Here is a 23,893-nt window from a genome sequence, read left to right on the forward strand (position 1 = left end):
TTCAGCCAGCAATCGCCCTCCCCGGCCGGCAAGGCGGTCAGAACGTCCTCGCGGGCGTCCCTCCCCTTCTCCCTCTCCGTCCAGACGCGTTCGAGAAGCTCGTCCATTTCTTGAGGTCTCATCGTTGCGCTCTCCTTCCCAGTTTCGCCTTCACCCCCCCGACGACGCGGCTGAAAAAATCCACGATGCGGGAACTCCCCACGAACTCGTAGCCGCACTTCGGGCACTTGACGAGGGCGCACCCTTTGAACAATCCGCAGCCGGCGCAGGCGTTTCGATCCGATGCCGCAAATTCGTACTGGCAGAGAGGACATTTCATAGGGACATCCTCACGACCCAATTCACCACCCCGCCCGCGAGAAAGGCGAAGGGGTAGATGAAACCGACGATGGCGGCGGCGGCCTTGGCCCCCCTTTCCTTGACGATCATCAGCATGTTCGCCAGGCAAGGGACGAAAAGGGTGATGACGATGAGCGAAACCAAGGTCTGCGTCACGTCAAGCCGGCCATGGGTGTACATGTCGAAAAAATGGGTCGCTCCGTAGTCGCGCCGTAGGAAGCCGATCAGAAAGGCCTCGGTCGCCTCCGGCGGGAGGCCCAGGATCCTGACGACGAGGGGGTTCGCCAGTTCCTGGATCCGGGGCAGGGTCCCCGACTTGTCCAGGACGAAGAGGCAGAAGGTCCCCAGGATGAACAACGGGACGACCTCCTTCAGGTACCACTCCAGCCGCGCCACGGTCTTGGTCACGATGTTGATCAGGGTCGGCACGCGGATCGGCGGGACCTCCACGAGAAAGTCGGAACGCCGGCCCGGGAGGATTTTCGAGGAGAGGAATCCGACCATCACGAGGCTTCCGCCGACCACGCCCATCCAGACGAGGCTGGCCCACGCCGGAAGGGAGCCCAGCATCCCCAGAATGATGCCCAATTGGGCGGAACAAGGGACCCCCAGCGCCAGCAAGAGGGTCAGGATGATCTTTTCCTTCTTGGTCTCCATGATTCGCGCCGCCATCGTCGCCATCGTATCGCAGCCCAGCCCCAGGACCATCGGGACCACCGCCTTTCCGTTCAATCCCATGAACCGGAAGATCCGGTTCAACATCACGGCGAGCCTCGGCAGGTATCCCGAATCCTCCAGGAGACTGAAAAAGAGAAAGAACGTGGTGACGATCGGCAGGATGATGGCGAGGGCATAGGTCAGGGCCATCGTGATCAGGCCATAGGGGCCCACGACGAGGTCCCGCAGCAACGGCGAAAAGGACAGAATTTTGGAGAAAAACCTCTCCGCGAGCGGATTGATGACGTTGCCGAAAAGGTCCTTCTCGAGCCATCCGACCGCCGTTTGGGCCCCGAACCGACCGACGAATTCGTAGAGGGCGACCAGCACGGCCGCCATGACGAAGATCCCCCAAACGGGATGCATGGAGAAACGCCCGAGACGCTCGGCCCATCCCCTCCCCGGACGCGGATTGTTCTCGGCGACCTCGCGAAGGATCTCCTCGGCCCTTGAGAGCCTTTGTTTGTTGATCAGATACGCGACCGGCTCCGAAAACCGTTCGGCAAGGCCGCGGCGGATCGCTTCGACGGCCTCCACGGCTTCGGGGGCGAGATGCTCGTGAAGCCACGCCGCGAGCGTCTGATCCCCCGAAAGGATCATCAAGGCGATCGAGCGCCGCGAGATGGACGACGCGGGCAGAAGCCCTTCGATCTCCCGGGCGGCCGACTCGATCGGGGCGGAATAGGTCAGTGAAACGTGCGGCGCCCCGGGAGAGAGCATCCGTTTCTTGAGCTCGCGCAGCCCCTTTTTCCTGATCGCCACCGTGCCGAGAACCGGAACCCCGAGAAGGGACGACAGCCTCTCCTTGTCGATCGAAACCCCCCGGGCCTCCAGTTCGTCCTCCATATTGAGATCCAGGAGAAGGGGGATGCCCATTTCGGCGAGCTGCAGGGAGAGGAGCAATGTGCGTCGGATATTCTTCGCGTCGGCGACCTGGACGACGGCGTCGATCGTCTCCGTCAGAAGGATGTCGCGGGAAACCCTTTCGTCCTCCGACATGGGGACGAGGGAGTTGATGCCGGGCGTGTCCATGACGTCGATCCTCCGGCCTTCGACGGTGGTATGCCCGTGGGAGATTTCGACCGTGGTCCCCGGATAGTTCGAAACGCTGACGTAACGGCCGGTCAGGAACCCGAATATGACGCTCTTCCCGACGTTCGGATTCCCGAACAATGCGATTTTAAACGGGTTTTCCTGACGGCTTGGGTTCATCACCGCACCACCATGAAATTGAAATTCATTATCATAGCTCATCTCATCCGATCCAGGCTTCCATTGTCAAACTGATCCTCGTCATGCCACCGTGTGTTCCCCCGTGCCGGGGTGTCTGCCTTGAGCGGAGAAAGACCGATGCGCGTCAACAAACTGGTGGTCGGAGGGGGGCTGGCGGGGACGACCGTCGGCGCCCTTTTGCGGGAAAGGAACGAGGACTTTCTCCTGATCGAGTCCTCAAACCGGCTGGGCGGAAAGGTTGAAACACTTCTGACCGGCGAGGCCTGTTTCGAGTTCGGTCCCAACTCCTTCACGGACCAGACCGACGAGATCCTCCGGCTGGTGGAGACGCTGGGATTGAAGGAAGAGGTTTTGGAGGCGGACCCCGTCGCCCGGAACCGTTACATCGTCAAGGGGGGACGGCTGGTCCGCCTGCCGGGAAAACCCCAGGAGATCCTGACGACACGCGCCCTCTCGTTCCGCGGACGCCTCCGGTTGATCTTGGAGGCGTTCTACGTCCCCAAGAAGACGATCGAGGAGGAGTCCGTCCGGGATTTTTTCTCACGCCACTTCGGACCGGAGGCGGCGGACTCTTTCGCCGATCCTTTCGTCTCCGGGATTTACGCCGGGGACGCCGCCCAACTTTCGCTTCCGGAGGCCATGCCGACGATGGCCGCCGCGGAGGCCCAATCCGGCTCCCTGATCCGCCATCTTCTGGCGCAGAGGAAGACCGCCAAGGCCGTCCCTAAATCGTACGAATTGAAGCAGGGGTTGGAATCCCTCTTTCATCGCGCCCGGGAACGGCTCGGCGCCGGACGGCTGCGCCTCGGCGAGGAGATCCTCGAAGTGGCCGCGGATCACGCGGGGATCAAGATCATCACGAACCGCGGCGTCTATGAGGCCGGGACGGCCTATCTGACGTTGCCCGCCTACGCGGCGGCCGCCGTTTTGAAGAAGAATTTCCCGGATCTCGCCGTCGACCTCTCGCGGATCGATTATGCGCCCGTCGTGACCGTTCACCTTCGGGTGCCCCGGTCCGAGTCCTTCCGTTTTGAGGGCTTTGGCGTCCTCATCCCCTCCGCGGAAAGGAGGCGGATCCTAGGCGTCCTGTGGAATTCCAGCGTCTTCCCCTCCCTGTTCGGCGACAAAGACCATCACTACCTGACGGTCTACGCGGGTGGAGTGCGCGATCGGGGGATCGTCGATGCCGAGGAAGCCGTCATCCGGTCCGTCGTTTCCGGCGAGGTGAAGGATCTCTTCTCCCTCTCCCGCCCCCCCGCGGTCCTTCATGTGCGGCGCCATCCGCGGGCAATCCCCCAATACGTCCTGGGTTACGGAAAACTCCTCCGGTCGATCCAGGACCGTCTCTCGCGCCTCCCGGCGCTCAAGCTCGCCGGCAACTACCTGGGCGGCGTCAGCATGCCCAAGACCGTCGCGCACGCCGCCGCCCTCCTGCGCGATTGATACGTCTCGACTTGCCGGAACCGGCGTGTTACGAAGCGCCTCATCAAGGAGATTCTATGATGCATTCCATGGGAGCGTCGCCGGAGCCGTTCCAAACCCACATCGCCCTCGCCCTTCAGCTGATCGCCCTCGTCTCGGGGGTCTTGTTGATCAACAAGGCCGCCTCCACCGATTTCTTCTGCAAGAAGACGGGAAAAATCGTCGGGGGATTCGTCGTCCTCGCCGCCCTGCTCTCCATCGTCTGCATCGCGACCCTCTCGTTCAAGCGCTGCTGTCATGAGGAGGAACGCTCCATGCCTCACATGCCCTCCAACTGGCAGCATCCTCCGATCGACATGCCGATGGACCACCCCATGCCCCCCCCGGCGTCCCCCAAGATGCCGAAACCCCAGGACGAGAAATAAGACGACTTCTGTGTCCCCATGGCTCTAAATCGGGAAATAGACGGAGAACCTCGTCCCGCGAGGATTCTTCGTCGAGGATTGCACTTCAATGAATCCCCCCAGACCTTGAACGATCTCCTGAATCACAGACAGACCCAAGCCCGAAGACCCTTTGCCGCTAACGCCGGGCTTAAAGATGTCCGGGAGTAGGTTCTTGGGAATGCCGCTCCCCGTGTCCTGAACGGAGAGCACCATGTATTCGCCCGGTCGGGCATGAGGCCGACTCTCCTTGAGGAACGTTCTTTGCGTCGAGATGATCACGGTTCCAGGGCCGATCGTGGCCTCCCGGGCGTTGACGACCAAATTATAGAGTACTTGTTGGATATGACAGGCCGGACCCGTCACCAAGCCGGGATCGGGCTCCAGGTGAATCGTCAATTCAATGCGCTTCCCCAGAACGCTCCGCAACATCGCCGGATCGAGACTGTCGTGAAGCGAAACCGGAATCCTCAATCGGTCCCCTGATCCGGCATGGATGAGAACGAGGCTTTTCAGGAGATCGACGCTGTTTTCCAGCATCCTCCTCCAGCCCGCGATTTGGCTGATCATATTTTCCCACTTGGATTCCAACTCGGCGAGCCGGCCGACGATGTCCGAGGCCCTCTTCAGACGGTTCTGAAGTGAATCAAGCGCCCGTGCCAAGCGGTCCATGTCGCCGTTCCGGAAGGGTTCGTTGATCAACTCGCGTCGCATCATGCTGGTCCCGGAAAGATAAAGGGCCAGTTGAATAGGCGCCAAGAGTCTGTGCAACCTGGCACACTTTCCCTGAAGCTTCTCCAAGTGCGCGTTCAATTGGCTTCGATCGTGTTCGGAGGCGGGGCGCTCGGCAATCAGTTGGGCCTCCTCGATCCAGAGCGGAGTTATGATCTCCAGAGCGCTTATGATTCCTTTCACGTCATGATAAACCCCGCCCGTCAGCGCCGCCAGCGTTCGCCAACGATTTTCCCCGATGATGTCCCCGGCAGCCCCCCTCGCGAACAGCCCGCCGGCAGGCTTCGGGCCGGCGCACCCCATTTGAATCAGGCGCGTCAGGCCCATGATGGAGAGTCTCAGATCGGTTCGCGTCCTGGCGTCGTGCGTGACAAACTCGAGCGCCGTGCTCAATTGATACAGATCTTCCGCGAGTTCAGCGCTCGAGGACGGCGCGCCTTTCGTGACGTCATCGAGCCCCTGAAGAATGGCCCGATAGGGCTGATAATCCGGATCCTCCCGCAGCGTGTTCACAGCCTGTTCGATGTGATGCATCACATCGGCGACGGGCCGCCCGGCCGCAAGAAGGCTCGTGGAGGTCGAAAAAAGGCTGGTGAGACCGGGAATGGATGAAGCCGAGTGCGTCATGAACAAATGATGCCAAAGTCTCGCGAACTCTTAGAGGAACGTTGCGGGAATAGAGAGAACTAAGTTGAAAAAATGAACCTTCGAGGAAAGCCGATGCAAACTTATTGAACACGCGACAGAATGAATCACTCCCCCCGAAGCAACTTTTCAAGCCCCTGAAGGTCCTGGGCCTGTGTGAGAGCAGCGGCGCCGGCGATGATTCCCTTTTATTCGACGGACTTCTTCGCCGTCCATTTGTATTCCAGATTGAAGTCCCCGCAAACGCCGGACTTGCCCTTCCACACCAAGGTCCCCGAGGCGTCGGACATGGAGGTGAAGGTGCCGGCGGCCGTGAATTCGACCGAGCCGTCGCCGTACTTGCCTTTGGCCGTGAAGGACTTGCCGTCGATCTTCGCGGGACCTTCGCTGTTGACGCTGCCGTTGAAGGAGCAGGAATCCTGGTGCCCGGCGTAGCTCGCGCTCAAGCTGGTCACCTGGTCGCCCTCCACCGTGAAGCTGATCGGCAGGTCCGGGCCGCTGCTGCCCTCCCAGGAACCGTCCCGCGAGGTTGCCGCCGGGGCGGGGGCCTCGGCCGTCACGACCGCAGGGGCGTTCGCGGTCGCGTCGGATGCGGGCGCCGGGGCGGATTTTTTTCCGCAGGCCGCGGTCAAAAGGGCGAGGAGAAGGATGGGAAGGACGCGCTTGTACACCGTGTGCATAGGGGGGCTCCTTTTTTGGGTGCTTCTACCTTTGCCGGGATAAATCTCAACCATAATATCGGAGGCGGCTCCAACGCGGTGCAAGAATGAGCCGTTCCGATTTCTTCAGTTCGGTCATTTCTTCGACATCTGCTCGAAAAAGGCCTTGGCCCCCTGCTGGATCTGATCCTTCGTCAGGTCCTTCTTGTGCGTGGCTATCATCCACACATATCCGAACGGGTCCTTGACCGTTCCCGAACGGTCGCCCCAGAACATATCGGCCACCGGCATGGCCACCTCGCCGCCGGCGCTGACGGCCTGCTGGAACGCCGAGTCCGCGTCCGGGACGTAGAGGTAGAGCGTGATGGGCGAATGCCCAAGGCTCTCGGCGCTCTTGCAGTTACCGCCGGGCATTTCGTCGCCCATCATCAGGATCGAATTCCCGATCTTCAGCGTGGCATGCATGGTGCCCGTCCCGTCCAGCCCCGGCATGTTATCCAGGACTTCCGCGTTGAAGGCCTTTTTGTAGAAATCGATCGCCTTCTTGCAGTCCTTGAACGTGAAGGACGGGGTCAACGTGTGGTATCCGTTCGGTATGGCCTTCGTCATAACGACCTCCGTTTTTCGCTTTCGTGGACCATCACATTCAACTCCGCGGCTGGACGTATCTCGAACGGGCCCGCCTTCACGCCCGGGTGTTTCGACATCAGCTGGACGGCGTGATCCAAGTCCCTGGCCTCGAGGATCAAGATCCCGCCGATCTGCTCCTTCGTTTGGGCATACGGACCGTCGGTGACCGACGCCTTGCCGTCCTTCCACCGCAAGGTCTTGGCGGTTCGGGGGCCTTGGAGGGCCTCCCCGCCGGCGAAGTGTCCGTTCTTCCGCAGAAAGTCGTCATAGGTGAAGCACTCGTCCACCATGGAGTTCCGCTCTTTTTCGGACATCGTCTCGAACCTGTTTTCTTCGATGTATCCCAGACAGATGAATTTCATGGGGCCTCCCTATATTTCGCCCTAACAACGGATGAGGGATTGTAAATCGACAGGCCAGGAAACTTCACGTGCATAATAAGGCGTCCCTGGCATCCGTCTCAGGCTTTGATGCGCAGTCTTTCCAAATCGTCGGACCAATCGCCTACAACGATGTCGATCAGCATCAGACTGTTCTTGGTATAGGGAATGCCGTGGCTTTTCTCATGGAGTGTTCTTTTGCCGTTGTCCCCCAGACGCATCTCGGAGCCTTTGAAGCCGTCGCGCCAAAAAAAGTCGTTCACCCCGTTGAGAAGGTATTCCCGGCCGTTCGGAGCGACGATAATCGTCGGCGCAAAACCGTTGCTGATCTCGTCGGTCTGGCTCGTCGCATAGCGGATCTCCCGCGGCAGGACAAAGTCCGATGGCCGGATTTCTTCTATGTCCGTGATGAGATGATAGGCCTTCTTCTCGTGCCACAATTCCAGAGGCGGGATCTTGCCGAAAGAGAGGAAGAGTTTGCGGATCTGAGAGTCTCCTTTCAATCGCCCTTCGCAAGGAAAGCAAATGACCTCCCGGCCGCTGCCGTAGACGTGCGGCGGAGTCGCCCCGATCTCGGCCAGAACGCGCCGTTGTTCCGGAGTCGGATGATAAGATCCGTTTTCCCATTGCTCGATCCGCTTTAAGTCGTCGGAAAGGACATCCTGACGTGTTCCCTGAGACTCCTCGATCAGGAACATGCGGCCGCAGTGGGGGCATTTGAGAAGTTCCCCTCCCTTTTTGAGACGGCGGAATGGAACCAAATCCTTGGCGATGATCAGGTGAGGCGGACGCTCGATCGTCATGTCTGCTTTGGACAGACCGTCAAACTTGATCGCCCGAGGGCATGTGCAGGAAACCGTATAGGGCATAGTGAAATGGAATCGTACAAGGTGCCTTTGATGACATCAACTCGAACTAGAGGTCGACGGTCACCTTGCGTAGTAAGCTGAACGGAGGGAGAAAAAAGGGGAGCGCGGAGGGGTGTTTTGGGATGGAACACACGACGGATAAGTTTCAGAGCTACGAATCGACGGAAATGGTTGGACATCCACATCGAGGAAGCTCGAATCTTGACCCGAAGGCATCTCCATGATCCTCATCAAACGCGCCTACGACAAACCGTCCCCCAAAGACGGCAAACGCTTCCTGGTGGACCGCCTGTGGCCGCGGGGAATCACCAAGGAGAAACTGAGGATCGAGGCCTGGCTCAAAGACGCAGCGCCGAGCGATGGCCTGCGCCAGTGGTACGCGCACGACCCGAAGAAGTGGACCGAGTTCAAGAAGCGCTATGAAAAGGAGCTGTTGAAGAATCCGGAGGCCTGGAAACCTCTCTCAAACGCGGCGCGGAAGGAGACGGTCACGCTCGTGTTCGGTTCCAAAGAGTTGGAGAAGAACAACGCGGCGGCGCTTCGGGACTTCCTCTCCCGCCAGCGGGCGGCCGGCTAGCCCTTGACCGTCATGCCCTTCTTCGAAAGCACTCCCCGGATCATCTCGCGCTTGTCGCCCTGAATCTCGATGACGCCGTCGGCCCCGCTCAGAACATACGTCCCTCCCGAGCCGCACTTCTTCTTCAGCTCCGTGCAAAGCGCCTTGAGAAGGTTTTCCGATTTCGGAAGCCGGTCGATCACCGTGACGGTCTTACCATTGCGCCCCGATTTTTCGATGCGGAGGACGGCGGTGATGCCGCCGGAACGAACCGCGGCCTCAGGCGCGCAGACGCATTCCGAGACGGCTTCCTTGCATTTGGGGCATTTCCGGTTCAGCGCGGGGCTGGAGGAATAGACGAGGCGGGAGTTCTGATCCATCCTTCACCCCGGATTCCGCAGCTTTTCCCGGATCGCGCGCAGTTCGAGCGCCACTTGCATGTCTTTGCGACGGTCCATCGCTTCTTTGGCTTGTATCAGGGCGTCGAGGCTCAAGATGGGACAGGAGCGGCCAAAGAGCTCGATCGAGACCGCGCGCGCCTTGACGTCCTGATACCCGCCGATTCCGGAGACCCGCCCCAGCAGGTCCAATTCTCCCAGGTCCGTTCGAACATAGATGTTGCCCAGTTCGGCCAGTCTCATCGGCTCGTACTCTTCGAGAGGAATCAAACCGCCTCCGGCGCGCACCCGGGGATGAATGCCCTCCAAAGCCTTGAGGATTTTTCCGAGATTATCGGGTTCAAAATCGACGCAGACGTCGATGTCCTGAGTCATCGTCGAGACGCCATAGGCGACGGCGGCCAGGCCGCCGACGAGAACGAACGCGACTTCATTTTCGAGCAGGCGGTTCAGGATGGCGTTGGGTGTGGGCATTTTGAACGGCTTCTCTCAATTGTTCGGCGGTCTTTAGGGAATTCTCGTGAAGGATCAATCGTTCCGTGGGCGTTCTTTGGAGGTTTGCTTCCAACAAAGATACGTCGATTCCATATTCTCGGGCTTTCTGAACGGCTGCCTGACGGGAGGGCATCTAAAAATCCTATTGGTTTCAAAGACTCAAAGCAATAAGGAGATTTCATGATCCCCGTCAACGACCCCGCCATCACGAAGTATCTGGAAGGCCTCGCGGCCAAGTACGACGAGGCGGTCCTGAACGAGATGGAGGCCTACGGGCACCGGAACGAATTTCCGATCATCGACCGCCTCTGCGGGGCGATGATCCACTTGCTCGCGCTCGCGATCGGCGCCAAGAAGGTCTTCGAGCTCGGAAGCGGGTTCGGGTACTCCGCCTACTGGTTCTCCATGGCCGCCGGGCCGAAGGGGAAAATCTGGTGCACGGACGGAGACGCGAAAAACAAAAAACTCGCGGAAAAGTACCTTTCGGAGGCCGGTTTCTGGGGCCGCGTTGAATTTCTCGTGGGGGACGCCGTCTCCTCCTTGATGCAAACCAGCGGGACGTTCGACATCGTCTACAACGACATCGACAAGCACGGCTATCCCCAGGCCTGGGAGGCGGCGAAGGAAAGGATTCGGCCGGGCGGGCTCTACATCTGCGACAACACGCTGTGGTCGGGACGCGTCGCGGAAAGAAAAGTCAAAAACGACGTCGGCCCCGGTTGGACCGAGGCCATCAAAGACCACAACAAGCGCGTGTACGCCGACAAGAACTTCGACGCGACCTTGATTCCCCTCCGCGACGGCGTGCTGGTCGCCCGCCGGAAATGAAGGGCGATGTGACTCGCGTTTTTCCGACACTGACCGCGTTGGCCGTCACCACCCCTCTCCTCACCTATTCGAGCGCCATCCAGGCCCAGCCGGCGCATGATGAACCCGCGCCCTCCCGGGGATTTGCCGCGAACCATTGGGAGGCGATCGTGATGGTGGGGACCCTCATCGCCGCCGGCATCGGAGGAGGCATCCTCCTTTGGAAGCGCCGCAAGGACCTTCCCTCGGACGGCGTCACGCGCTCGCCTGCCCAACTTCGATCCTACCGGGAAATGCTCGCGTTCGAGCAGGTCTTGGACGCCGTGGAGCGAAAACCCCGCGCCGCCGCCGTGGCCGGGCTTTTGAACCTCATCCCCTCGCTCGTTCCGGCCGATCGAAAGCGCACGCTGCAGCGTCTCGCCAATCAGTTCTGCATCGAATGGGGGTGGCTCATGAAGGATGAAACGGTGGAAAGGATCATGCGCGCCAAGGTCGTCCGTTGGCCGAAGGTCATCCGCGACGAGATCTCGGTCCACATCAGCCGACGCATGAACGACCCCCAAAAATCCGTCCAAGCCAACGCCGCCGCCGCTTTCAAATGGTTTAAAACGCAGTGAATTCGTGATAAAAGATCCGGATGCTCAAAACGAACGAATCCCAACTCGTCCACTTCGCCCTCCAGGGCAATCCGATCCCGCCGCTCTGCTTCGGCCTCGAGGTCACCCGTGAGGGCCGCGGCAAGATGTACCCCTCCGTCGGCGGCATCACCTATAACGTGAAGGTCGGCGATTCCGTCTTTGGCTTCGAGGCCGATCACGTCGAGCCGGGCGTGTCCTGTATCGCCGGCGGCTTTTCGGACCGGCGCACCGCCAATCCGAATTTGAGCTTCAACGCCTACTCCTGCATCGGCAACGAGGCGGTCATCCTCTCGGGCGCGGCCAAGGGCAAAAAGGGCGTCGTGACCGGGCACCACGGCGGGGTCGAGCACGTCCTCATCGATTTCGGAACCTCCATCCTCGAAAAGCTCTCCTACGACGACAAGATCTCCATCCGCGGCGTGGGGCAGGGTCTCAAACTCCTCGATTATCCCGATATCTCCGTTTCGGGCCTCGATCCGAAGGTTCTCAAGAAGATACCGGTCCGCGCCTCGAAAAGGGAATTGGCCGTTCCGGTCGTCGCCACCGTTCCCGCGGAGCTGATGGGATCGGGCCTGGGCCACAACGACTCCTTCAAGGGCGACTACGACATCCAGACGGGCGATCCGTCCGTCATCCAAAAATACGGGCTGGAACGCCTATGTTTCGGCGACTTCGTCGCCGTCATCGACCACGAGGCCCATTTCGGCTGGTCTTACAAGAAGGGAGCGGTCTCGATCGCCGTTGTCGTCCACGGAAATTCCTTCCTCGCGGGCCACGGACCGGGCGTTCAGACCGTCCTCACCTCTCGTTCGGGTCAGATCAAACCCGTCCTCGATTCCAAGGCTAACTTAGGGTATTATCTCAAGATTGGACGATTCACCCGCTAACCGACGCGCGTCCTTTTTTCGCATGCGTCCCTGGTTTGTCGCGCTTCTGATGGCGCCGTCTCTGGCCTCGGCCCAGATGTCGCCGACGCCCCCCGAGACGCGGCCTCAAACCGTCTTTTCCGTCCCCCTGGACACGCTCACGCCGTTGCCGCTCCCGCCTCCGGGCGAAACGCAGCCCTCTCTCTTGTTCTCGACGACGCCCGGGGCCCCTCCCATCGCGATCATGCCGCCGGTCACGAAGCCTCAAGCCCCGGAATCGCAGCCGGCTCCGGCGATGATGATGCCTCCGGCGGCCGACGCCAGTCCTGCGGAGATGCCTGGTGCGATTCCCGCCATGCCCGGGGATTTCATGCAGCCGATCCCGGCCCCTCCTCCCGTTCCGGCGGCGCCCGCAACCGAGACCGCGCCGGCAACACCGCCGGCCGCTGAGACTTCGCCGGCCAAAAAGGCCGTGGTCGAGATGCCCGAATTCCTGGGCATCGCCCAATGGATCAACTCGGCCCCCCTGACGAAGGAATCCCTCAAGGGCAAGGTCGTCTTGATCGATTTCTGGACCTATTCCTGTGTCAACTGCCTGCGCACGCTCCCCTACCTCAAGGACTGGCAGAAAAAGTACAAGGACAAGGGTCTGGTGATCGTCGGCGTCCACAGCCCCGAGTTCGAATTTGAGAAGGACCCGAACAACGTGGCGAAGGCCGTCCAGAAGCTCGGCATCCCCTACCCCGTCGCCCTGGACAATCAAATGGCCACTTGGGCGGCCTATCAGAACAACGTCTGGCCCGCCCATTACTTCATCGACGCGACGGGCAAGATCCGGCACATCCATCTGGGCGAGGGCGAGTACGAAGAATCCGAGAAAATGATCCAGAAGCTCTTGATGGAGAAGGACGCTCCCGCTCCGAAACCCGAGTCGCAGCCCGCCGAATCCCAGCCGGCCACGCAACCAGCCGAGTCCCAACCGGCGCCGGAGACAAAGCCCGCCCCGTCCCGTCGCGGCAAGAAAGGACGTCGCGCGTCGGCCCCGGCGGAAACGCAACCGCCGGCGGAGGCCAAGAAACCGGCGCCGACTCCGGAAACGAAACCCGCTCCCATGCCCGCGCTCTCGAAGATTGAACCCAACGTCGATTTCTCGCAGATCAAGTCGCCGGAGACCTATCTGGGCCTCCTGCGCCGCGAGCGGCTGGTGACATCCGGCCGGCCGATCGAAATGAACGAGTGGATGGTCGACGGCAAATGGCGCACGGAGGGCGACCGGATCGTGTTGGCCGAGGGCACGGGTAAAATCTATTTCCGTTTCAATGCCGTCAAAGTGAATCTGGTCCTGACCGCGACAGCGGGCGGCGTCCAAGCCGTCGTCAAGATCGACGGCCAGATCGTTCCCCAGGCCCAGGCGGGCGCGGACGTGAAGAACGGCACCCTCATGATCACCGAGCCGCGGATGTACGAACTGATCAATCTAGGCGGCAAGGGCGAGGAGCACGTCATCGAGATCGAGTTCCTGAACCCCGGCGCCGCGGCCTATGCGTTTACGTTCGGGTAATTCAGAGATTCGCCGGCACGGTTGAGTTCGGGAACCGGAGAGGAGCCGCCCGGCGGGCTTCACCACGGCCGCGGATCTCGCGCACGGTCTCGTCCCAAAGGGGTACGAAGGACGGAAAGAGCGGTGAGAGGCCCCAGGGCAGATAGAACTCCAGTGAGGGATAACCATCGTCGGTCCAGAGCCGGCCCGTCGAGATTTCCCCGTCGGGGTGTCTCATCTTCCAGGAAAGCCCCAGATGATCCCCGTCGTAGTCGTTTGTCTCGACGCCGTCCAAGGCCAGCCGTTTTCGAATCGCCTGCCAGAGATCCTTCCGGCTCATCCACTCCAGGCAAACGGGCGGGCGCTCCAGCCCCAGAAATTGCAAAAGGCTTTCGTACGTCTTCTCGCCAAATCCGAAGGAATAGGAGGACCGGATCTGGGGCTCGCCCCCCCTCCGGGTCACAGTGGCCGAAAGGTGAACGTCGCGTTCGACCCTGACGTCGAGGGCGTAGCCGACCTCGATCGTCACGTCCGGCTCCGCCGATCGAATCCTAACCGACCGGCCGCCCAAGCCTTCCGCCGTGACTAAATCCCTTGAAGGATGCCGAACCGACCAGGAGCCAAATGTGGCCCTGTTTCCCTGCCCACTCGGCCCGGCGCGCAAGAACCGGTCGCGGACAAGCCGATGAATCCCCTCGATCTCTTCGGCGATCTCCCCCGCATCCCGTTCGCGAAAGGGCTCCCTCGCGATCACAGGATAAAGATGATCGGCGTCGTCCATCTCCAATATCCTCGGAACGGTGAGGACTCCGCACCCGGCGTCAATCTGAAACGCGTTGAAATAACTAAGGGTGAAGGAGTTGGCGAGAACGGGCGATGGAAGGTTCATGAGGATCTCTTCGGTGAATCCTTCAAAAGGTTGCGTTCGTCAATGCATCTCCCGAAGCAGATCGAGAATCTTTCTTTCCAGATCGTCCCGCACCTGCCGGAAGAATTCGATCCCCCGCCCGATCGGGTCGGGAATTTGCCAATCCACCCTCCTTCCGGCCTTGACCGTGGGGCAGAAATCGCCGCAACCCATCGTCACGACGACATCGAACTCTCCGAGCGGCAATTCGTCCACGCCCTTGGAATAATGGCGGGAGATGTCGATCCCCTTCTCCTTCATGCCCTCGACCGCCGCGCGAGCGACGAATCCCGCGGGGGCAGAGCCCGCGCTGTAGACGACCAGCTCCTCCGGCCCGTAATGCCGGGCGAAGCCCTCGGCCATCTGGCTCCGGCAGGCGTTGCCGACGCAAACGAACAGGATCGACGTCATCGCCCGAATTTCCCCATCAACCGCGCCTCGGCGAGCACATGCCCCTTCATCGCCTTCTCCACGTCGAACTTGGTCGACTTGGGCGGAATGCCGAGCATCGCGTCCAGCGCATAGAGTTTGAAATCATAGCGGTGCGGTTTTCCCGGAGGGGGGCACGGGCCGGAGTAGCCGACGCGGCTGAAGCTTTCGACTCCCCACGCCAAGCCTTGCTTGGAACCATCCGGTAACGTCTCCTTTTTGGGAACACCCTCCGTCAACCCCTTGGCGGAGGCCGGAATATCATAGACGACCCAGTGCACCCACGTGCCCGGCGGGGCGTCCGGATCGTCCAGGATCAGGGCGAAGGCCTTGGTCCCGGCCGGCGCTCCGCCCCACTGGAGCGGGGGCGAAAGATCTTCGCCGTCGCAGGTGTGTTTTTTGGGTACGCCCTCCCCCTCTTGGAAGGCCGGACTTGTGATCGAAAATGCCATAACAGTCCCTCCAGAGAGAAAAATTAGGACAAAAAAGAACAGCCAGGCCGTGGCGTGCTTCATGATTTTTCTTACACCGATCGAATGTCTTGTTCAACCGCCGCGAATCGTAATAATAGATTGAGGTTCATTCCCATGCCCACCTTGATTCGCCGTCCTCGGGCCTCGGCCCCCTCTCCGTCCGCCCGTTTTCAAAAGGTGCTCCTTTCACTGGCAAAGAGCGACAGTTCCCGGCTCGACGCCTACCTCAGATACGTGACGGCCTTGGACGCCCGGACGATCGGCGTCGAGCGCGTCAGTGTGTGGCTCTTTAACGAGGACAAGTCAGAGATCGTCTGCGAGATTCTGTACATGCGCTCGTCCCGCATTTACACCCGGGGCGCGAGGCTCCAGGCAAGCGACTATCCGAGCTACTTCCGAGCCCTTCAAAAAAAGAGGACGATCGCCGCCGACGATGCGCGAACCGACCCCAAGACGCGCGAATTCACGAAAGACTACCTCGAACCTTTCAAGATCACCTCGATGATGGACGTTCCCATCCACCGGCGCGGGCGGGTTGTCGGTATTGTCTGCCACGAACACACCGGGCCCAAGAGAAAATGGTCCTTCGAAGAACAGGACTTTGCCGCTTCCATTGCGGACCTGATCGCGCTTGCCCTGGAGTCGGCCGGGGGGCGGAAGGCGGAAGATTTGCTCCGGGAAACCCAGGAGCGCTACGGAATCATCGCTGAAAGCGCCTCCGACGCCATCATCACGATCGACGAGAAGAGCCTCATGGTCTACGTCAACCGGATCTGCCAGAAAATGTTCGGCCATGCCCGGAACGCCATGATCGGCCAACCCATCACGATGATCATGCCGCCGTCCATGCGCTCCCGCCATTTGGCCGCCGTCGGACGCTATCTAAAGACGGCGAAGCGGACCCTCAACTGGGATTCGGCGGAATTCACGGCCTGCCATAAGAACGGACGCGAGTTTCCGGTGGAAATTTCATTCGGCGAATTCCGGAGGAAGGGCCGTCACCTTTTCACGGGGATCATCCGGGATATCAGTGCGCGGAAGAAGGCCCAGGAATTGCTGCGTCGCGCGGAGGAACGCTACCGGTTGATCGCCGCCAACGCCCCCATCATCCTCTTCGCCACGGACGCCCGCGGAGTCTTTACCCTGGTGGATGGCAAAGGGCTGGAAGGGGCGGGTCTCGAACCCGGCCAATTAGTCGGCCAGTCCATCTTCGATCTCTATCAGGATGATCCGCAGATCCGCCGCATCGTCCAGCGGGTCTTGGCCGGGGAGACCCTGGAGGAGAGCGTCGAGGTCAAGGCGGGACCCGGAACGGGACGGATCTATGAGTTCTATTACGCGCCCGTCAAGGATGAGCGCGGGAAGGTGACCGGCGCGACGGGCGTGGCCACCGACGTCACCGAAAGAAAGCGCGCGGAACAAAAACTACATTTCATGGCGTATCACGACGGCCTGACCGAGCTCCCAAACCGGCTGTTGTTTGAAGACCGGCTCGGAGTCACTCTGGCCAACGCGCGCCGGAGTGGTGACCTCGTCGCGGTCATATTGATCGACCTGGACAACTTCAAGTCCATCAATGACACGCTGGGACATGCGGCCGGCGACAAGGTCCTTCGTGAAGTGGCGAGAAGGCTCCGCGGCCACCTGCGCGAGGGCGACACCGTCGCGCGTCTGGGGGGGGATGAGTTCATCCTGCTTCTTCCCCAGATCCGGACGCCCGATAACATCAAGGCCATTGCCGACCGGATTTTCGAAGCCCTCAAATCGCCCATACGTCTCGGGCGCGCGTCGAGAACGGTCACCACGAGCATGGGGATCGCCCTGTTTCCACGGGACGGGGGAGAGATCAAGACCCTCGTGAAAAACGTGGACGTGGCGCTCTACCGCGCCAAGGAAAAGGGCCGGAATAATTATCAATTTTTCTGAGGACCTTTCTCAAGCCATGGCATCCAAAGAACACGAGAGGGTGTTGATCGAAGGTTTTGCCCCCTAATCGCTTTGGCATGCGCTATGCAGTTGTTTCACTTTAAGTCACTTATTTTAATTAGTTTTACAGACAATAAATCATAAACTTATTGCTTTGATACGACGATAAACATATCATTTCACCCAGTTCAGTCCATGAAACGGCAAACCCGTCGCGAGGCGGGGACGCAAAGCCACCGGAGTTTAAGAGTCGGGGGCGATACCGCTCTCCCCCGAACCCCCATCTGTTAGGCCGGGGGTTCACCTTTCGTCGTGGTGGGAGACCCACCGCCGCTCACTCTTGAACTTAGCGGGGTTGCCAAAGGACTCAAGCGGGTGGATCCCTCCCTTTCCGCCGCCGCCCTTTTCCAATCATCGCCTCCGGGCCTTGCGGGTTGACAAAGGGGGGAAGCCATGGACCCGATCATCCGCTCGAATCTCCGCAAGGCGGTCCACCGGTTGCGCCGGCTGCTCCCGAAAAGTCAGACTCTCCACCGAAGAATTCTGATCGCCGTGAGGATCATCGTGGCCATCCAGATGGTCCTCTGGCCCATCCCCTCCCGGGTGCCCAACTTCGTGACCAGACAGGATTCGCGCTCAACAGGGAAGCATGAGGTCGCGTCGTCGGTCGGGACGCCGGAGGCGGCGGCTCAGGTCACGGAGGATTGCACGAACGCCATCGATGACGATGGGGACACATTTATTGATTGCGATGACAGCGATTGTGTGGCCGACCCGGCATGTTGCACGACCCCCGCCGACTGCGACGAAGACGGGGTCCTCAATGCGGGCGACGCCTGTCCCGCCAGCCCCCCCGCCTCGGCCGTCAACGCCGCTGGCTGTCCGGACGCGGCCTGTCTTCCTTTTGATATCTCGCTTGGCGGCGCCGACCTAGCGCCTGATTTCGTCACGTGGTGGACGGCCGATACGGATGCCAGCGATATGGTCTCCGGCTATGACGGTACTTTCCAAGGGAGCGCGACGATCAATCCAAGCGGGTTTGTGAACGGGGCCTTTAGTTTGAGTGCAACGACCTCGGATTACATTCAGACGCAGCCCTTGCCAGTCGCGGATCTCATTCATCCGACCTTCACCCTCGATTTCTGGGTCAATCCCGGACCGGTCGCCGATCGCCCGACCTGGGGTTTTGCGGGCAGCGGGTCTGCCAATGCGCTCAACCCCTTTGCCAACTATGATTCAGGGATCAATTTTGGCAACGGGCTGTCGTCTCAGCTGATCACGCCTGCGGAGTTCAACTTTAACGCCCCGGCCAACACCTGGACCCATTACGCGATCGTCGACGACGGCGCCTCCTATCGCGTCTATCGCAACGGCGCGCTCCAGTACAGCGAGCCGATCACGGTCAACCCCGCCTCCGCGACGGCGCGCATCTTCCAGATAGGCCAATCGGGTTTTACCGGGTTCAACGACTACTTTAACGGCCGGATCGACGAGGTGCAGTTCTTCAGCCGCGCCCTGACGCCGGCAGAGGTTCAGGCGATCTCCCTGGCGGGCTCAAACGGCATTTGCAAAGACGACGACGATTGGGACGGCATCCTCGACACGGTCGACAACTGCCCGAACGACTACAACCCGGGCCAGGAAGATTTCGACGGTGATGGCGTGGCCGATGCCTGCGACAACTGTCCCATAGACGCCAATCCCCTCCAGACCGACACCGACGGCGACGGCGAGGGCGACGACTGCGACCTGGACGACGACGGTGACGGTCTCTCGGACGTCGACGAGGGGACGGCCGGCACGGACCCGCTTGATCCGGACACCGACAACGACGGCATGAACGACGGCGCTGAGATCGCCGCCGGGACCGATCCCCTCAACCCCGACACCGATGCTGACGGCTTCAACGACGGCACTGACAACTGTCCCGCCGTCGCCAATCCGGGTCAGGAAGACAGCGAACAATCGCTGATCGTCTCGCCCCAGGGGCCTCCTCCGCCGCCCACCTCTTCGGCCAGCAGCTCTTACAGCCAATCAGAACCCTATAGGGCCTTTGACGGGAATACGACGACGAGCGGCTGGGCCAATTCCGGTTCACCCCCGTTATCGACTCAACCGGCTTGGCTCCAGATCGACTTCGGATCCGGCAATGGGCGGGTCATCGACCGTTACCAAATCCTTAAAAGCAGCACCCAAGCGGGGGGGTTCACATCCATCTATACGCCGAAGACCTGGAAGATACAGGGGTCGAACGACGGGACGTCCTGGAATGACCTTCATGTCGTGGCGGATGGGGCTCTCGTCCAGAACGTCACGAAGGAGTTCACGTTCTCCAACTCGACGCCCTATCGGTATTATCAGATCCTAGTCAGCACGAGCACGGGTTCGACCACGTGGACCGCCATCACGGAACTGACATTCTTCTCAAAGATCGGCGACGGAATCGGCGACGTCTGCGATCCGGACGACGACAACGACACCGTTCCCGACGTCTCGGATCCCGCCCCCAACAATTCCTTTGTCTGCGGCGACGGGGATTCGGACACCTGCGACGACTGCGCGATCTCGGCCGGCCCGCCCGACGCGGCCAACGACGGGACCGACGGCGACCTGGACGGATCTTGCGACGCGGGCGACGCCTGTCCCACCGACCCGGCCAAGTCGGCATTGGGCGTCTGCGGCTGCTTCTTCCCGGACGTCGATACCGACGGCGATACCTTCCTCGATTGCCAGGACAACTGCCCCACCGATCCCAATCCAGGCCAGGAGGACGCCAGCGACGGCGACGGAGCCGGCGACGTCTGCGACAACTGTCCGGCCGTCTCGAATCCGCTCCAGCAGGACAGCGAGTCGCTGCAGAACATCGCGTTGGGACCTCCGGCGGGGGCCGTCGTGACGGCCAACAGCTCGTACAGCGGATCGCCGCCCATGCTGGTCTTTGACGGGAACACGACGACGAGCGGCTGGGGCAATTCGAGTCTGGCATTCTTGTCGATTCAACCGGCCTGGCTCCAGATCGATTTCGGGGCGGGCAATGAAAAAGTGGTCAACCGCTATCAAATTTGGCAGTCCAGTAGCCAAGCATCCGGCTACGGGTCGGCGAATTACAGGCCGGGCAAGTGGAAGATCTATGGGTCCAATGACGGGACAAACTTCGTCGAGCTTCATCGGCATGGCTATTTTTCCTTCGACGCTCTGATCACCCAGAATGTAGCGAACGAATTCACCTTCTACAACGTCCTCCCCTACCGGATTTACCGCATCCTAATCGAACAGAACGCGTCAACGATCTCGAACGATTATGTCGCCGTCACCGAGTGGTCGCTCTTTTCACCGATCGGCGATGGCATCGGCGATACTTGCGACCCGGACGACGATAACGACGGCGTTCCCGATGGGTCGGATCCCAATCCCACCAATGACTTCGTCTGCGGCGACACGGACTCGGACACCTGCGACGACTGCGCCGTCACGGGCGGACCGCCCGCTCCGGCCAACGACGGGGCCGACTTTGACGCCGACGGCCTGTGCAACGCCGGTGATCCGGACGACGATAACGACGGGGTCATTGACGCGACCGATCCCAACGACGCGAACCCCGACATCTGCGGCGACTCGGATGCGGACACCTGTGACGATTGCGCGGTCGGCTCCGATAACCTGGGCCCCAATCCCGACAATTTCCCGAACAACGACGGACCGGACGTCGATGGCGACGGATTCTGCGACGCCGGGGATCGTTGCGACGGCGACCCGAGCAAGGCCTCCGAGGGGGTTTGCGGTTGCGGCGTACCGGACGCGGATACGGATGCGGACGGCGACTTTGACTGCAACGACAACTGCCCTCTGGTTTTCAACCCGGCCCAGACGGACAGCGAGACCGGCAGCGGAGGGGTCAATCTGGGCCTGCTCTCCGTCAGCGGAGGGACGGCGACGGCTTCCAGCACCTACACTGCGGACAATTTGCCTGTTATGGCCTTCGACGGGGAATCGACGGCGGATGGCCCGGATGCGGGCACCGTCATCAACGGTTGGGGAAGCATCTTCGGCGACACAAACGCCCGGCTCACGCGGGATTTCGGGGCCGGGAACGCCAAGGTGATCAATAAATACAAGATCTACAACAATTGCTCACAGGCCGGGGGCTGGTGTAGCGAGGGCTACAACCCCTACACCTGGCTCTTTCAGGGATGTAATCCCGGCTTCACGCCCGGGGGCGTTCCCGACGCGACCGTCAACTGCACCCTGGACTCCCACTTCAAGACCTTGCACGTCGTGGACGGGAGTTTGTACGGCGTCAACGGACCGATCAACATGGGCGTCTGGGCCGAATTCACCGTTGCGAACGGCGCCGCCTTCCAGGTGTACAGTTGGAGATTCCTCCAAAACGAAACGAAGAACCTGAGCAGTTCCTACGTTCACGCGACCGAGATTGCCATGGAGCGGGCCGGTGACGGCCGGGGGGATGCCTGCGACAACTGCACCTTGATCGACAACTTCGACCAAGCCGATCTGGATACGGACGGCCTTGGGGACGCCTGCGACGGGGATTCGGACAGTGATGGGGTTCTGAACATCAACGACCCATCACCCGCCGATCCCAATATCTGCGGCGACGGTGACGCCGACACCTGCGACGACTGCACCATCGGCACGGACGACTTGGGGCCCTTGCCCGACAATGTTCAGTCCAACGACGGTCTCGACACCGACAGCGACGGAGCCTGCGACGCCGGCGATGCCGACGACGACAACGACGGCATCCCGGACGGGATCGACAACGCGCCCTTGAATCCCAACTCCTGCCAGGACGCGGACACCGACACCTGTGACGACTGCGCGGTGGGGACGGACGGCTTCGGCATCGCCCCGGACAACACCCCCGCCAATGATGGGCCCGATTTCGATGCGGACGGCCTTTGCAACGCGGGGGACCCGGACGACGACAACGACACCGTTCCGGACGCCTCCGATCCGGCACCGCTCAACGCCAACATCTGCGGCGACGGTGACGCCGACTCCTGCGACGATTGCGCGGTGACCGGCGGCCCGCCGAATCCCGCCAACGACGGATCCGACTTCGACGCCGACGGGTTGTGCAACGCGGGGGACCCGGACGACGACAACGACGGCGCCCTGGACGCGAATGACTCCAATGACTTCAACCCGAACGTCTGCAGCGACACCGACACCGACACCTGCGACGATTGTTCGAGCGGAGCCTACAGCCCCGCCAACGACGGGGCCGACTTCGACGCCGACGGCCTCTGCGACGCCGGCGATCCCGACGATGACAACGACGGAGCCATCGATCCCGCCGATTCCGACGACAACAATCCGAATGTCTGCAGCGACATCGACAGCGACACCTGCGACGACTGCTCCTCCGGCTCCCTGAATACGTCGAACGACGGGGCGGATTTCGACTCCGACGGCCTCTGCGATGCGGGTGATCCAGACGATGACAACGACACCGTTCCCGACGGCACCGATCCCGCGCCTCTCAACGCCAACATCTGCGGCGACGGCGACGGCGATGCCTGCGATGACTGTTCGGTCACCGGCGGACCTCCCGATCCTCTGAACGACGGCGCCGACGCGGACCTTGATGGAGTTTGCAACACCGGCGATGGCGACGACGACAACGACGGCATCCCGGACGGAAGCGACCCGGCGCCCACCGATCCCAACCTCTGCGGCGACAGTGACAGCGACACCTGCGACGACTGCGCCGTCGGCACTGACGACTTTGGCCCCCTGTCCGACAGCACGCCGGCCAACGACGGCGCCGACTTTGACGGTGACGGCCTCTGCGACGCCGGCGATCCCGACGACGACAACGACGGAGACCCGGACGCGACGGACTGCGCGCCCTTCAACAATGCCATCTTCACCGGCGCCGACGACTCACTGTGCGACGGTGTCGATAACGACTGCGATACGGTCCCCGATGACGGGTATGTTTCGCTCCCGACGGCCTGCGGCGTCGGAGAATGCGCCAACTCCGGGGCCACCTCCTGTGTCGGTGGCTCGGTCGTCGACAGCTGTTCCCCGGGCACACCGACCTCCGAAATCTGCGACGGCCTTGATAACGATTGTGACGGGGGCATCGACAACGGCTTCAACATCGGAGCCGCATGCGACGGCGTCGGGGCCTGCGGCACGGGCATGACCGAATGCGCCACCACCACGACCACGCGTTGTTCGACCGATCCAGGCGGAAGCCTGGATCAGAGCTCACCCGACGACCAATGCGACGGCATCGATAACGATTGCGACGGGACCGCCGACGAAGACTACGTCGCCACCCCGACCACCTGCGGCGTCGGCGCCTGCTCGGGCAATGCGGGTTCGAACGAGTGCCAGGCTGGGTCCATTGTCGATACCTGTAATCCGACGGAAGGCGCGGCGGCTGATGACTCGACCTGCAACGGTAGTGACGACGACTGCGACGGATCGGTCGATGAAGATTACGTCTCCACCGCCACCTCTTGCGGAGTTGGCGAATGCGCGGCAACCGGAACCACTTCCTGCGTCGGTGGAACCGTTCAGGACTCCTGTGCCCCTGGAACACCCGCGGCCGATGACGCCACGTGCAACGGACTGGATGATGACTGTGACGGATCGGTCGATGAAGATTACGTCTCCACCGCCACCTCTTGCGGCACGGGGGCCTGCGCCTCGACGGGAGCAACCTCCTGCGTCGGTGGCTCGGTCCAAGACTCGTGCACCGAAGGAACTCCGGCCGCTAATGATGCCACCTGCGATGGCGTCGATGATGATTGCGAC

Annotated in this window: 21 protein-coding genes and 1 riboswitch; of the genes, 9 read left to right on the forward strand and 12 right to left on the reverse strand. The window is 61.2% G+C overall.

Translation table 11 applies throughout. The annotated features are described in order from the left end of the window. Window positions 1-118: 118 nt before the first annotated feature. Window positions 119-319, reverse strand: coding sequence for a hypothetical protein (locus VLJ37_10080; GenBank protein ID HSA60017.1), 201 nt, complete (start codon window positions 317-319; stop codon window positions 119-121). Next, window positions 316-2,268, reverse strand: a complete 1,953-nt coding sequence (feoB, locus tag VLJ37_10085) for a ferrous iron transport protein B (protein ID HSA60018.1) — start codon at window positions 2,266-2,268, stop codon at window positions 316-318. Before feoB ends, VLJ37_10080 begins: the two co-directional genes overlap by 4 nt. Before the next feature lie 138 nt (window positions 2,269-2,406). Between feoB and hemG the strand changes: the two genes are divergently transcribed. Both hemG and VLJ37_10095 read left to right on the forward strand, forming a co-directional pair. Continuing rightward, window positions 2,407-3,732: a protoporphyrinogen oxidase gene (hemG, locus tag VLJ37_10090; protein HSA60019.1), complete on the forward strand. Its 1,326-nt coding sequence runs from the start codon at window positions 2,407-2,409 to the stop codon at window positions 3,730-3,732. A gap of 56 nt (window positions 3,733-3,788) precedes the next feature. Further along, the gene (locus VLJ37_10095) at window positions 3,789-4,136 is read left to right on the forward strand and encodes a hypothetical protein (GenBank protein ID HSA60020.1); all 348 of its coding nucleotides are present in this window, start codon (window positions 3,789-3,791) and stop codon (window positions 4,134-4,136) included. A 24-nt stretch (window positions 4,137-4,160) separates the two neighbouring features. On the opposite strand, the gene VLJ37_10100 is transcribed toward VLJ37_10095, so the two are convergent. The 5 genes from VLJ37_10100 to VLJ37_10120 all read right to left on the reverse strand — a co-directional run bounded on the left by VLJ37_10100 (window position 4,161) and on the right by VLJ37_10120 (window position 8,003). Beyond that, window positions 4,161-5,513 (reverse strand): ATP-binding protein, encoded by a 1,353-nt coding sequence (locus VLJ37_10100; protein ID HSA60021.1) that lies wholly within the window; start codon window positions 5,511-5,513, stop codon window positions 4,161-4,163. Window positions 5,514-5,719: 206 nt separating this feature from the next. Further along, a complete protein-coding gene (locus tag VLJ37_10105) occupies window positions 5,720-6,211 on the reverse strand; it encodes a hypothetical protein (GenBank protein ID HSA60022.1) in 492 nt (163 codons plus the stop codon). Window positions 6,212-6,325: 114 nt separating this feature from the next. Then, a complete protein-coding gene (locus VLJ37_10110; protein HSA60023.1) occupies window positions 6,326-6,799 on the reverse strand; it encodes a VOC family protein in 474 nt (157 codons plus the stop codon). Next, window positions 6,796-7,182, reverse strand: a complete 387-nt coding sequence (locus tag VLJ37_10115; GenBank protein HSA60024.1) for a YciI family protein — start codon at window positions 7,180-7,182, stop codon at window positions 6,796-6,798. Before VLJ37_10115 ends, VLJ37_10110 begins: the two co-directional genes overlap by 4 nt. Before the next feature lie 98 nt (window positions 7,183-7,280). Further along, window positions 7,281-8,003 carry a hypothetical protein gene (locus VLJ37_10120; GenBank protein ID HSA60025.1) on the reverse strand — a complete coding sequence of 241 codons (723 nt, stop codon included), beginning with the start codon at window positions 8,001-8,003 and terminating at the stop codon, window positions 7,281-7,283. A 286-nt stretch (window positions 8,004-8,289) separates the two neighbouring features. On the opposite strand from VLJ37_10120, the gene VLJ37_10125 reads away from it, so the two are divergent. Next, complete coding sequence (locus VLJ37_10125) at window positions 8,290-8,646, forward strand: DUF488 family protein (GenBank protein ID HSA60026.1); 357 nt, start codon at window positions 8,290-8,292, stop codon at window positions 8,644-8,646. On the opposite strand, the gene VLJ37_10130 is transcribed toward VLJ37_10125, so the two are convergent. Both VLJ37_10130 and VLJ37_10135 read right to left on the reverse strand, forming a co-directional pair. Then, window positions 8,643-9,005 carry a stress response translation initiation inhibitor YciH gene (locus VLJ37_10130; protein ID HSA60027.1) on the reverse strand — a complete coding sequence of 121 codons (363 nt, stop codon included), beginning with the start codon at window positions 9,003-9,005 and terminating at the stop codon, window positions 8,643-8,645. The two genes, VLJ37_10125 and VLJ37_10130, sit on opposite strands and share 4 nt — an antisense overlap. A 3-nt stretch (window positions 9,006-9,008) precedes the next feature. Continuing rightward, window positions 9,009-9,497 (reverse strand): hypothetical protein, encoded by a 489-nt coding sequence (locus VLJ37_10135; protein ID HSA60028.1) that lies wholly within the window; start codon window positions 9,495-9,497, stop codon window positions 9,009-9,011. 201 nt (window positions 9,498-9,698) lie between these two features. On the opposite strand from VLJ37_10135, the gene VLJ37_10140 reads away from it, so the two are divergent. The 4 genes from VLJ37_10140 to VLJ37_10155 are packed head-to-tail and all read left to right on the forward strand — an operon-like array spanning window position 9,699 to window position 13,390. Beyond that, window positions 9,699-10,346: an O-methyltransferase gene (locus VLJ37_10140; GenBank protein HSA60029.1), complete on the forward strand. Its 648-nt coding sequence runs from the start codon at window positions 9,699-9,701 to the stop codon at window positions 10,344-10,346. 8 nt (window positions 10,347-10,354) lie between these two features. Then, the gene (locus VLJ37_10145) at window positions 10,355-10,942 is read left to right on the forward strand and encodes a hypothetical protein (GenBank protein ID HSA60030.1); all 588 of its coding nucleotides are present in this window, start codon (window positions 10,355-10,357) and stop codon (window positions 10,940-10,942) included. Window positions 10,943-10,962: 20 nt separating this feature from the next. Beyond that, a complete protein-coding gene (locus VLJ37_10150) occupies window positions 10,963-11,850 on the forward strand; it encodes a DUF4438 domain-containing protein (GenBank protein HSA60031.1) in 888 nt (295 codons plus the stop codon). 22 nt (window positions 11,851-11,872) lie between these two features. Then, entirely contained in the window at window positions 11,873-13,390 is a 1,518-nt protein-coding gene (locus tag VLJ37_10155; GenBank protein ID HSA60032.1) for a redoxin family protein, read from the forward strand. 1 nt (window position 13,391) lies between these two features. Here the strand turns inward: VLJ37_10155 and VLJ37_10160 are convergent, their stop codons facing one another. Genes VLJ37_10160 through VLJ37_10170 form a run of 3 tightly spaced genes read right to left on the reverse strand, consistent with a single transcriptional unit; the run spans window position 13,392 to window position 15,157 of the window. Beyond that, window positions 13,392-14,258, reverse strand: a complete 867-nt coding sequence (locus tag VLJ37_10160) for a hypothetical protein (GenBank protein HSA60033.1) — start codon at window positions 14,256-14,258, stop codon at window positions 13,392-13,394. Window positions 14,259-14,297: 39 nt separating this feature from the next. Continuing rightward, entirely contained in the window at window positions 14,298-14,687 is a 390-nt protein-coding gene (locus VLJ37_10165) for an arsenate reductase ArsC (protein ID HSA60034.1), read from the reverse strand. Then, on the reverse strand, window positions 14,684-15,157 hold the full coding sequence (locus VLJ37_10170; GenBank protein HSA60035.1) for a YbhB/YbcL family Raf kinase inhibitor-like protein: 474 nt from the start codon (window positions 15,155-15,157) through the stop codon (window positions 14,684-14,686). Before VLJ37_10170 ends, VLJ37_10165 begins: the two co-directional genes overlap by 4 nt. A 135-nt stretch (window positions 15,158-15,292) precedes the next feature. Between VLJ37_10170 and VLJ37_10175 the strand changes: the two genes are divergently transcribed. Continuing rightward, window positions 15,293-17,104, forward strand: a complete 1,812-nt coding sequence (locus VLJ37_10175; GenBank protein ID HSA60036.1) for a diguanylate cyclase — start codon at window positions 15,293-15,295, stop codon at window positions 17,102-17,104. 192 nt (window positions 17,105-17,296) lie between these two features. Next, a riboswitch (cyclic di-GMP riboswitch) is annotated at window positions 17,297-17,467 on the forward strand. Window positions 17,468-17,557: 90 nt separating this feature from the next. Beyond that, window positions 17,558-23,893, forward strand: a 6,336-nt coding sequence (locus VLJ37_10180) for a LamG-like jellyroll fold domain-containing protein (GenBank protein ID HSA60037.1), incomplete at its 3' end; no start/stop codon positions are given.

The organism is bacterium (assembly GCA_035454885.1).
Taxonomy (GTDB): domain Bacteria; phylum UBA10199; class UBA10199; order JACPAL01.